Raw genomic sequence first — 13,149 nt, 5'->3', positions numbered from 1 at the left:
GCAATTAAAAGAAACAGAGTGAGTATCACTCTGTTTCATCAATAATCTCAAGAAACTGCTTTTTATGCTGTTTCTTTTGTTTATGCGAATAAGCTTTAGGCCAAAACTTTCTTTTATTGAATACGGCCGGTGTCAGCGGTTTTCGAACAATATTGTGCAATTCATCATACCCACTGACCAAAATGTGGGCGTTTGTTCCGCCAAAACCGAAAGCACTGATGCCTGCTCTCCTTTTTTCTTCTTTCCATTCTTTCAGCCTTGTATTTGGATAAAAAGGCGACTGCCCGAATTCAAAGCGAGGGTTTGGCGTTTCGCAATTCAATGTAGGCGGGATTTTTTTATGCCATAGTGACAAAATCACTTTAATAAAACTAGCCGCTCCGGCTGCGCTTAATAAGTGTCCCACATTTGTTTTCACACTGCCAACTCCGCAATATTGAGTTCGCCTTGTATTTTTTTGAAATACTTTTGTTAACGCCTGAAGTTCAATCGGGTCTCCAATCATAGTACCGGTTCCATGTGTCTCAATGTAGCTGACTGAGTCAGGCTCTATTTTTGCTTTTTCAAAGGCATCCTGAATCACTTGCTCCTGCAGTTTTGGGTTAGGAGTTGTAATGCCCATCGTTGCACCGTCATTATTAATAGCGGATGCATCAATTATACCGTATATCTGATCACCGTCAGTTTTCGCTTTTTCCAGCGGCTTTAATAATACAGCTCCAAAACCCTCACCAGGTACAAAACCGTTTGCCCTTTCGTCAAAGGTAAAACACTGACCGTCCGGAGAAAGGGCCCCGCCTTCGCTTAGCATCAAGTAAGGAACTTCATCCAGCAGCAGGTCTGCCCCGCCTGCAATTGCCATCTCTGAATCACCTTCTTTTAAACTTTGGCAAGCCAAATGAATACTCACTAACGAAGAAGAGCAAGCTGTATCCGATACGATGCTTGGGCCGTGAAAATTAAAGAAATGCGATACATGTGCGGCAATAAAGTTCTGGCTGAGACCAACTATATTATGAGTGTTTTCTTCTCGTAATTTATGACCGTACCCCCCCATTCTTGAACCGACAAACACACCGATTTTCTTTCCGGATAATTCTGTTTCTTCATAACCCGCATCCCTGACAGCCTGTACACTAGTTTCTAAAAAGTGTCTGATTAATGGGTCAGTTTGGACGGCTGTTTCCTCATGCATCCGGAAAAAAACTGGATCAAAACTTCCAATCCCATCAATAAAGCCTCCCCATTTACTAATGCTTTTTCCCTTTTCCTTTACAGGGGAATAGTATTTTTCAATGCTCCAGCGGGATTCTGGAACTTCCTTTATATGCTTTCTTCCTTTTTTTAAGTTGCGCCAAAATTCTTCTTTATTCGCTGCGCCTGGAAATTTGCATCCGATTCCAATAACGGCTATTTTTGCAGATGACGTTTGCAGCTTTTCATGTTTTTCCATATGTCTTCTTGATTCGGGTACTTTTTCAAAGACATTATGAACAGAAAAAGTGTCAAGTTGTGCCGTTTGTTCCTTCAATTGAAACCCTGTTCCCTTTACATATTCTGCAAGTTTATGAATAGTGTTGTGTTCGAAAAGTATAGTAGGATCTAAGTTCTTCTGAATAATAGCTTCTATGCGATGGATAATACTTACAAGAAGTATAGAATCTACGCCATATTCTTGAAAGGCAACAAACGGGTCTAGCTTTTCAATCGGGATGCTTAATTCTTCGGCAAAAATGCCTGACAGCTCTCCAACAAGAGCATCAGTACGGTTGTTAGAAATATCTGAAATCTCCGCTTTGCTGCTTGAAACCGCACTCAGATCACTCTTATAAGCTTTCAGAAGCGTGTCTGCCTTAAAGACTGCACTATTTTTCACAATAGGCATCATAGCAGCTGTTTTTTTGCTTAGTGCATTGCGTAAAGTTGCCATTCCTTCTTGCGTCGATAGTGAACCCAATCCTAAATCATTATATGAAGGACTCGTTACCCTTCCCATCCCCACCTCTTTCCAGCTCGGCCAATTGATAGATGTAAAATAGGATTTTCCCATTTGAAAATGATAAGCCGCAAAATAGTCCATATACGCATTGGCTGATGCATAATCAGACATCCCTTTAGATAGTTGCGGGACTTGAGCTGCAATTGATGAAAATAGAATAAAGAAATCCAACGGATCATCTTCAAAAATCTGATGCAGATTTTGCAGACCGACGATCTTTGGTCCGTAAACTGTTTTGAAATCTTCAATGCCTTTATGAATAAATGCTGGATTTCCGTTGCTGTGCTGGCCGGCACAATGAATCACTCCGCATATATCCCCGAGGTCTTTTCTGGCTTCAAGAAAAAACGAACGCAGTTTCTCTTTATCTGTAAGAGAGCCGCTGTAATACCGATAGCTAATGCCTCTCTCTTCAAGATTCATAAATAGTTTAATATTGTCGATGATCTTCTGATCTATACTTGCATCCTCCAACAAACCCGCCCATTCACTACGCAAAGGTAATGGGTGCGTGCCCGTAAGCACTAGTTTTGTTACTCCCCGTTTTACCAGTTCATCTATTATCTCCCTGCCAATGCCACCTGTTCCGCCAGTTATTACTATGGTTTTATCTAAACGAAATGAAAAAGACTCACTCGGTTGAACCCTTTCTTCTTCAAAAAACGGAATATACCTGATACCGTGGCGATAGCATACTTCAACCTCTCCAGCATGATTTTCTTGTTCATTTTCTATCATTTGCTTCAGCTCATACGGATTCTGCACACTGTCTGTATCAATTGTTTTACCATTAACATAAGTGTATTCTGAGGAAACAGCTTTTAAAAGACCGGCTAATTCTGCTCCTCTCATTCTTGGCTTCTCTGTTTTAAAAATTTGAAGGCCGTTTGTCAATTGTAGAATCGATAACGGAGATTCCTTTTTGCTCCGTTTAATAAGCTCTTGAATAATAACAATTTTCCCATACGGTATAAGATTTTGACTATCGTTGAGATTGCTGATATCAGAAAAATCGAATAGGTTCTCGATCTGCTGCTTCCGGCTCATCAAAATTTCATTGACAGCGGTGTATGCTTGTTTTTCGTCTAAAAAAGAACATTCATACAAATAATCTGATTGTCTTATAAAAGAAGAATTATGTCTTATAATAATAAGATTTTTCTCCTCTATCTCTGAGCATACAGAACGAGCAATTAATTCGGTATCATGATGCACCAATGCTATTGTTAGCCCCAAAACCGGTTTTTCTGAGTTTTTCGCAATATTAAACTCTCTCCATTTTTTTTGCAAATGGATTTTCGGAGCTGAAGCTTTCACCTCTGAATTCTTCTCAATTAGACCAGGAACCCAATAGGATTCTTTTGCAAACGGATATGTAGGGATGGAAATACGTTTGCCTGTTTGCTGCGAATACTTTTGGAATATTTTCCAGTCGATATCCGCGCCCCATGCCCACAATTGAGCGAGCTTTTCCATTTCACCGTACTCAATCACGCTTTTTACAAACTGCTCACCTGCTTTACCTTCTGTCAATGCCTTCATTTGTTCAACTTGCTGTAGAGCATGCTGATTTAAATATACGCCAGGAATACGTTGAACTTCTAGACAAACATCGTTTAATTTATCCTGTATCTCTTTCAGTGTTGAACCGACAATTGCTAATCTGGATTCCATGGCTTCCCTGCCGACTTGTGTTGTGTAAGCCAGATCTCGTAAAACTATTTCGTCCATTTGTTCTTTTCCATAGCCTTTCTTAGGAAAGAGTCTGTTAACCTGCCCAGTATACTCTTTCAATAAGTATTCCGTTATAGATTGTATTGAACGAAAATCTGTTAAATGATGCATGGAAAGCTCTATTTGAAACGTTTCGTTAATAAAACCTGTGATACTGCTTAACTCTACAGGCCCAAACCCAAATTCCGCCAGATTCTCTGTCGGATCGATTTCTTTCGGATTGACATGAATCAATTTTGAAACAAATGGTTTCAGTATTTCATTCACCTTTTCAACCATATCCGGCTGTCCGCTTCGCATTGCGGGTTTTAGAGAGTTTTTGATATACTCTTTCATTTTATCTGCATACTCGAGAAGCCTTTCGTTATTTTTTGCCGACAACAGAACGACGTGCGGCTCTTTTTCAAATTGTTCTGCCGATTTGTTGGCTTCTTCATATTCTTCCAGAATCACATGAACGTTTGTTCCTCCCGCCCCAAATGAACTGATCCCCGCTCTTCTCGGAACCGAAACCTCTTTTCCGCTTTCTTTCAGATTTGGTTTCTCCCAATCTTGCAGTGACCGTTGTACATAAAAAGGCGATGCTTCAAAATCGATATTCGGATTTAATGTCTCTGCATGAATAGAGGGGAAAAGCTTTTTAAGCTTCATTTGTATTAGAACCTTTGTCAGACCTGCAATACCTGCAGCAGCCTCAAGATGTCCGATATTCGATTTAACAGAACCGATCGAACAATATTGAGTCTGGTCCGTATATTGGCGGAACACTTTCGTCAATCCGGTTATTTCAATTGGATCTCCAAGAGAAGTACCCGTTCCGTGTGCTTCAATATAGCTGATCGTTCGAGGATCAATATCAGCTTTTTTCAGTGCGGCTCCTATCAGTTCAGATTGAGCATTAGGATTAGGAACAGTAAATCCGTTTGTTTTGCCTCCATGGTTTACTGCCGTTGCTTTTATCACCGCATAAATATGATCTCCGTCATTTATTGCATCTGCCACCGGCTTTAATAGAACAGAGCCTACTCCTTCGCCCGGTACATAACCGTCGCCGCCTGCACCAAATGTACGGCACCGCCCATCACTCGCAAAAAAGCGACTTTGTTTCAATAAAGTATACTTATTTGGATGAAGCGTAAGATTGACACCGCCTGCAACAGCAATGCTGCTTTCTCCCCGCAGAATACTTTCACAGGCTAAATGAATAGCATTGAGAGAGGATGAACACATTGTATCAACCGCCATACTAGGTCCCGTAAAATTGAAATAGTACGAGACTCTGTTTGCAATTGCAGAAAAAGGAGAACCCACGGCTAATTCATTTCCATTCATAGATTCTTCAACGCCGAAAAATTGATAACTCCCGTATGTGACTCCTGCAAATACCCCGACTTTTTCCTGAGCCAAATCTGACTTTGTATACCCCGCATCCTCTATAGTGTTCCAGACTGTTTCTAAGAAAAGCCGTTCCTGAGGATCAAGATAAGCTGCTTCTTTCGGTGATATCCGGAAAAACAAAGGATCAAATCGATCTACATTTTTAAGAAATCCCCCCCAGTTATAACAGCTCCCTTCCAACATTTCCTTTCGATCATCGGGAATTTTACTAATACAATCCCTTCCATTCAGCAGTACATTTTGAAAATCCCTAATACTTTCTGCGCCAGGATATCTGCCGCTTACTCCAATAATGGCAATATCAGCAGAAATTGAACGCCCCGGATCTTTCTTTTGTACGTTCTCTTTCATAGAGTTTGGAGCATCGGTTTTTACTGATGTTATTCTTTTCTGACGCAATTCATGTTGGGGTTTTGCAATAGGATTCAACAGTTTCAGCATGCGCTCACTATGGTGGTTCAGAAAATAATCCGCCAATTCAGTAATCGAGTGATATTCGAAAAATAAGGTTTTTGATAGTTTGCCGACATTCTGCTCTAACTTTTTGGTTAAACGCATAATCATAATTGAATCAATACCGTATTTCTCAAGATATTGTTTTTCATCAATGAATGAAGCCGATAATTTTAATTCTTCAGAAAGCAGTTTTTTCAAATAATGAATAATTTCTTGTTTTAATTCATCGTTGCGTTCATTTTTTTCATCTCGCTGTTCAAAAAGGCTATTGATTGTATCAGCACGGTTCAACGCGTCGTCAATTTTTTCTTTTTGACCTTTTACTGCAATCAGCTGTTCAGATGTCTGGCACAAGCTATCTTCTAAGGCTCGCAGCCCAGCACTTTCATCTAAAGGTTCAAGGCCGAGTTCCCTTCTCATTATTTGTATTCCTTCATAGTCAATATTCATCCCGCCGGCTGCCCACAGCGGCCAATTGACGGAAACTGTTTTTTGGGCATATCCTTTTGCTGAAATAACTGCTGCATACTGATCTAGAAAAGCATTGGCAAAGGCATAATCACATTGGCCGATTGAACCGAAAATAGATGATGTTGAAGAAAACAATACAAACAAATCAAGATTTAATTTTGTTATTTCATTCGCCAGCCATACCGTTCCGTAAACTTTCGATGCTGTTACCTGATCGATTTCTTCTTTTGTTTTTCTTAAAATAAACGAATCGCGGAGCACTCCGGCGATGTGAAAAACACCGTTTAAATGACCAAATTGATCTTTTACAAAAGTAAATACCCGCTCTGTCTCATCTTTTTTTGAAATATCTGACTGTATATACTCGATGTGAGAACCTGAGCTTCTCAAATCATTAATCTTCCGAGACTGCTCTGCAGTTAAAGAAGAACGTCCGGTCAAAATGAGGTTAGCCTTCCATTTTTCCGCCAAATATTTCGCAATAATATAGCCGATCCCGCCTAATCCTCCTGTAATCAGATAACATCCCTTACGTTTAAGCGGCTGAGATAATCCGTCAATGTTTGCGCTTTTATAACGTTTCGTGAATCGGCTACCATTTTCGTAGCGCACTTCGAATTGCGAAGTTTGATCGCCTTCACATTCTTTTCGGTAAATATCCGCAATCTCCGAATAATTGTCGATATCCATATCCTGTAAATGATTGACATTGATGATCTGATAGTGAAAATTTGGATACTCCTGATGAACCGTTTTAGCAAAAGCGCCTAAAGCGTGATGTAATGGCAGCTGAGCCTTATGTTCAGATTGAAATAGATGTTTCAGCTTTACAGTATTCTTGCATTTCATCTCAATCAATGCCTGTGTAATGTATAGAAGAGAAAATATACCGTTTTCCAGTTGTTTTTTTATTCCTTCTTGGCTTATATTATCCTGACTGTCAGACCATAAATGAAGGATGTTCTCAGGCAGCATGAAGTGATCTTGGATATACTTAAAAAGTTTTATATAGTCTGCTTTTTTCGATGGATTAATAGTAAGCGCATTGCGATTGCTGGTAGAAAATTTTTCTCCTCGACAAACAAACAAAAGGTTGCAATCCACTAATGAATCGCTTAGTTCTTTTATTTGCCATTCATTTTCAGCAAAAATAAGAACTAAGCCAGGCAAGTCTGCATTTTTCGTATTCGGAATATTTGATTCTATCCATTCAGGCTTATAATATAAAGGCGGATTATCAGTTGCTAGTTCGCCATTGTCTTGAATAGATTTTACACGGGCATATCCTTCGTCAGCCGTTATATTTCCTGTTTGGACCAGCTCAAGAATTTCGCTGATTTGTTCACGTTTTCCCCTCATGATTCTTCCCCCATTAGTTGCTTCAATACAGCCGTTTGATCAATGTCATTTGCCTCCAATTTGCGAAGCAAACAAATTAATTCATCATCGGATTGATCAGCTTTTTCAGTATAGCTATTGCTAAACACTAGCCCTTTGCATTCAGCCAGGATGCTGCCATTTGTGTCTGCAAATGTAATATGGCACGTCAAATCAATATTGTTAGATTGTTTTTCAATTTGAGTATAAATATAAAAATCTTGAGTAAAAGCTTGATAGATGGTCACTTCATTCATTCCAATCAGTTCAGCAGGGGTCCCGCCGTTTACAAATAGACCGGATGTCTGAATCGCAGACTCAAATGCAAATGGAAGAAAAGTGAAATCTCCGCTGTTTTCATAAAAGTGATCCGGAATGAAAAATAGTGACAGCATTTCACTGTTGTTTTTTGCTGTTTCAGACGCATAAGGTATTGCGAAACCATGTTCAAGCATATCCGATTTCACTTTCGAGATATCTAATACAGAAGGGAGTAAATCGTTTTCTTTTTGCTCGACAATATGCGCCTTTCCGTGAACAAGCCTTATTTTATTCTTACATGAGTTTTTTGCGTATATTTCGAATTGTGCAAAATCTTCTCGAGGCGTTAATTCTATGGTCAGCTCTTGTATGTCAGCGGCGTCGCACCTACCTTGATTCCAAGATATTTCGGTTATTTTATTGACGGTATACCCAAATGCCTCGGACGCATTTGCTGCAGCCATTTCAATTAAAGACACAACAGAGAAAAAGGACTTTCCGTATTCTGTAAGACTCATTACAAATGGATTGTCCCTGTCGATTGTTTTCGTAAAACTGTACTGATTAAAAGTAGACGTATTAACTCCTAAGAAAGGGTGCCTTGGTTTAAGCTCGCTATTTAAAACATATTCTCTCGTCTGTTCTTTGATCCAGTACCGCTTCTTAATCAACGGCTGCCCGGGGATAGAGACTCGAAAAGAATGCCGGTTTTCCTCAAAAGCCTCCCAATCTATTGGCTCACCTTTTACCCATCTCCGTGCAACTTCTTCATAATCTTTATGAATGCGGGGAGCTTCAGCTCTAACCTCACATTTTAAAATATTTCCTGTATAGCTTGATTCACTGGTTTCCCCTCTGGTATAGCCTAAAAGTTCTTCAGCGATCGACAAGCTTGAATCTGCTACTATTGCAAGCCTTTCCTCCATATGCTCACGTCCCGTTTGCAGGGTATAGGCAATATCTTGAAGTTTCACACGATCATTCTCGTTTTGCATTTCATTTTCAGATAAAAAGCGGGCCATAACCTCCGCATACTTTTTCAAACGGTTTTTATCTTGTGCAGACAAAATAAAAATAACTCTGCTGCTTTGAGGTTGATTAGTATTCAAGGATTCATATGCTTCCAGAATGAGGTGTGCATTGGACCCCCCTGCCCCAAAAGCACTTACACCTGCTCTCAGTGGATAAACGGTTTCATTGATTTCAGGATTTTTCCATTCAGCTGTTTTCTGCTGCACTTTAAAAGGAACTTGATCAAAATCTATATATGGATTGACAGTATCGGAATGTAACGAAGGAACAAGCAGCTTATGCTTCATCTGAAGAAGCACTTTCGTTACTGCAGCTATACCGGCTGCCGATTCTAAATGACCGATGTTTGATTTTACAGATCCAATGGCGCAAGGATGATCCAATTGATAAGAGTCTCGAAGGCCCTGAATTTCAATAGGATCGCCTAATGATGTACCTGTGCCATGCGCTTCAATATAGCTGATGGAATTTGGATCAATATCAGCTTTACGAAGCGCTTCTGAAATGACTGTTGTCTGCGCATCTGGATTCGGAATAGAATATCCGCTTGTTTTTCCGCCGTGGTTAACAGAGCTGCCCTTAATCACACCATATATTTGATCTTGATCTTCAATGGCTTTTTTCAACGGTTTTAACAAAACAGCTCCTATTCCTTCGCCCGGCACATAACCATTCCCATCCTTTCCGAAGCTTCTGCATCTGCCATCACTTGATAAAAACTGTCCCATACTGAGAAATTTATATTTATTAGGGTGTAATGACAGATTCACTCCTCCGGCTAACGCCATATCGCTCTCTCCACAATGTATGCTTTGGCATGCATAATGAATAGAAGTCAAAGAGGAAGAGCACATCGTATCAAGAGCTAAACTAGGACCTTTTAAATTAAAGTAATAAGAAACCCGATTAGCAATTGAAGAGTAGACAGAAGCAGGTGTGAAAGACAGTCCGTTTTCTTCTCCTTCAAATAATTGATACTGCCCCCACATTGCACCTACAAATACACCGACTTTCATTTTTTCCAGCTTGTTTTTTTGATATCCTGAATCTTCAAAACATTCTTTAGCTGATTCTAAAAAGAGCCTTTCTTGCGGGTCCATTAGTTCTGCTTCACGAGGTGATATATTAAAGAAGAGCGGATCAAATTGATCAGTTCCGTTGACGAAGCCACCCCACTTGCTGTATGACTTCCCTATCACATCTCTTTCTTCGCTGAAGAATCCATTCAGCTCCCAACGATCAGATGGAACTTCAGTGATACAATCTTTCCCCTCTTTTAAATTCTCCCAAAATTGATTAAGATTATCAGCCATTGGGTACTTTCCGCTTAAGCCGATAATGGCTATATCTTGGTCTCTCACAACCGCAGGTTCAGCTTTTTGTGTATCACCTGCTTTACCCTTCACCAATTTCTCATGAAGGGCCGCCTTCAATTTTTCTTTGTCACCTTCAAATACAATTAGCTGAGGCAGACGCAGATAAATAGAGTCATAAAAGGCTTTAATCCCGCTGTTTTTCCTAAGGGGGATCATACCGATTTTTTCCTTCATCCAGTCTTCGGTTTGTTTATCCACTTTCATGCCCCCGTCTTCCCATAGCGGCCAGCTAATGGCTACTGAGATACCAGACCGTTCTTTATTTTGTCTCAGTCCTTCTCGCCAGTCAGCAAAAAGATCAACGAAACGATTGGCTAACGCATAATCTGTCTGACCAATGTTACCGAAGATTGAGCTGCTTGATGAAAACATTATAAAGAAATCAAGTGGTTCATCTTGCAACAGGCTGTCCAGTAAAACGGTTCCATATATTTTCGGTTCAAGCACTTTTTGAATTTCACTTTTTGTTTTCTGTATTAAAAATGCATCATTAATTATCCCGGCACTGTGTATAACACCGTCAATTTTCCCGAACTGCCGTTTAATGTTCATTATCATTCGTTCAGCATCGCGGCTATCTGAAATATCGCCTCTAATATATTGGACTGACGACCCGCAGGCTTCTATTTGTCTGATTCTGTTTTTTTTGCTTTCCGATAACTCTGAACGGCCAGCTAAAATAATACAGGCCGTTGTTTGTGCGGCAATATGTTCTGCAAATAAAAGTCCGAGGCCTCCGACGCCTCCAGTGATGAGATACACTCCATTTTCTTTAAATGCGGAGTAGGATTTATCTATGGGTTCAGCCTCTCGGAGGATACGGACAAAGCGTTCTCCCGCTTCGTAATAAATGTCAGTTTCCTCTGAAAGCACTTCAACGGATTCATTAACGATTATTCCAGCTTTTTCTTGAACTGAAATTGGTTTACCTGATAAGGAAATGCCTATTGTTTTAAAAACCATTTTCGGGTTCTCCAATGATATTGACTGTCCGGCGCCATGTACTGAAGCGTATAACGGCTGAGCGCTTTTATTATCCGCCGGATAAAGATAAAGGGATACAATCTCCTTTGATGCCTTGCTTCGCATTAAAGCCTTGCTGAAAAATAAAAGCGGGTAGACACCTTTAGAAAGCTGTTCATTTATTATGCCGGCACCGGGCGCAAACGATCCATCCGGCCATCCGTAGATCACGGTGTCAGGTATTTGCTGTTTTTGCTTTAGTTCAGATGCCAATCTTTCAAAATGAGCTTCCTCATCGTGATCTATTTCATATACACCACCGCCATGATAGTGAAAAGTGTCTCCTGACAAAACTAATATAATTTGTTCGGTATCGTTATTAAAATCACTTTGCATGTAATTGAACAGCGCCCTGTCATGCTGAAACAGCAAATACGTTTTTTTAGCTGTTTTAACGCCTTTTATAGGAATATCTTTTCGTCTCCATTGCGGCGTTAAATAAGTTGTAGCTGTAATATGGTGGTCTTTCTCAGGGTTTCTGATCGCCGAAAGCTTCTCATTATTTGCAGCAAAGTAATTTGCCAGCTCTCGAATTGTTGTATATTCAAACAACAGAGTAGGGTATAACTCCCTGCCCGACTTTTTCTCTAACGCCTTAACAACCTCCAGAAGCGTTACAGAATCTAAACCCTGCTCATAAAATCCTTTTTCAATAGAAAGGTTATCAGGGTTTATTCCTTGAACATCTGCAATCAGCAGCTGAATCTCTCTCTCTGTCATATGCGGTGAACATAAAGCTTGACCGGGTGATGCTAAATTTTCTTGTACATTAGGATTTTCAGTCAATATCTCAGGAGTTAAGAAATGGTTATTCATTTTTTTATTTTCTTCAATATAAGCGGCCAGTTCCCGGATTGTTTTATACTCAAACAGGAGTGTCGGATACAGCTGTTCCCCGGTTTTACGCTCCAGTTCTTTGACGATACTCAACAAAGATGCAGAGTCCAACCCCTGTTCATAAAAACCGATGTCAGCCCTAATATCATGGCTGCTGATATTCGCTGTCCCAGCTATTAGTTCCTTCAGCTCTGATTCAATATCATTAATCCGCTTTTTGTTCGTTTCTTTAATTGTTTGATTGTCTTTCAGTTTAAAGATTGGATTATTTTGCAAGTTACCTGATGTCTTTTTAAGATTTTCAATTAATTCTTTAGATCGGATATGTTTGACAGATAACCGGGTAAATTGTGCGATCTTATTTCCCGATACATCGTATAAGCCATAGCTTACTCTGATAACATCTCCGGTATCATGATTTTGGTCTTGTTTCTCGATGTACACATAGCATGTATCCGACAGACGATTTATCATTTGAAATGATTCAATATGAATAGGAATATACGTTTTGAAACGGCTGGCAGCCGCTCCTTTAGTGAAATATTCCGGACATGCCTGATATAGAACTGTGATAATGGTGGATGCATCAAGAAAAGTAGGATGCATCTGAAAGTAACCGACATATTGTTTCGCTATCTTGCTGAGTTTTAACTCGGCAAGTACATAATCTTCCGTTGCATAGACTGTTCCGAGACTTTTCATAAATTCAAAATGCTCAATGTCGACTTTTCTTAAATAGGCATAGCATGTATCCATATCAGAAACACGCTCAGCTGTATTTTTTATCCTGTCAATATCTATTGAAATTAAGTCGCCGCCTGTTTTCGGCATTAGGCGGCATTGCATATTTTTATCCCAATTTTCGTTTAAAACATGTCCGTCTTTCACTTTTCTGCTTTTCGCTTGAATCTCCCATCCCTGGTGTGAACCTTGAAAGGAAATAAGAATTTCTCTGTCAAAGGTATTAGATGTTGCTACGGGCTCTAAATAGAGAATATTTTGACATTCCAGTTCTTCAATAGGCAAATCTTTGCTGAGTGCCATTCGATAAATAATATCTAAAAACGTAACACCAGGTATGATCCGGGTGCCATGCACCCGGTGATCTCTAACAATATAGTCTGTGTGTTTTATTGTTAATGTGAACTGATAGTTTTGATTACTAGCCACCTGTCTCATCCCTCT

The 13,149-nt window shown here is 39.8% G+C and carries 2 protein-coding genes; both read right to left on the bottom strand.

Translation table 11 applies throughout. From position 1 onward, the window contains the following. Positions 1–25 precede the first annotated feature (25 nt). Positions 26–7,417 carry an SDR family NAD(P)-dependent oxidoreductase gene (locus ABZM97_RS08050; RefSeq protein WP_333516249.1) on the bottom strand — a complete coding sequence of 2,464 codons (7,392 nt, stop codon included), beginning with the start codon at positions 7,415–7,417 and terminating at the stop codon, positions 26–28. Further along, positions 7,414–13,143, bottom strand: a complete 5,730-nt coding sequence (locus tag ABZM97_RS08045) for an SDR family NAD(P)-dependent oxidoreductase (RefSeq protein WP_367387378.1) — start codon at positions 13,141–13,143, stop codon at positions 7,414–7,416. The genes ABZM97_RS08050 and ABZM97_RS08045 overlap by 4 nt, the downstream gene beginning before the upstream one ends. Positions 13,144–13,149 lie beyond the last annotated feature (6 nt).

Source organism: Bacillus vallismortis (assembly GCF_040784915.1).
Lineage (GTDB): Bacteria > Bacillota > Bacilli > Bacillales > Bacillaceae > Bacillus > Bacillus subtilis_G.
The sequence above is the reverse complement of the archived record's forward strand: the minus strand, read 5'-3'. Positions and strand labels throughout refer to the sequence as shown.

Bases quoted from the DNA above. Each gene is read 5' to 3' on its own strand.
- ABZM97_RS08050 (WP_333516249.1), bottom strand. From the start codon at position 7,417: ATGAGGGGAAAACGTGAACAAATCAGCGAAATTCTTGAGCTGGTCCAA.
- ABZM97_RS08045 (WP_367387378.1), bottom strand. From the start codon at position 13,143: ATGAGACAGGTGGCTAGTAATCAAAACTATCAGTTCACATTAACAATA.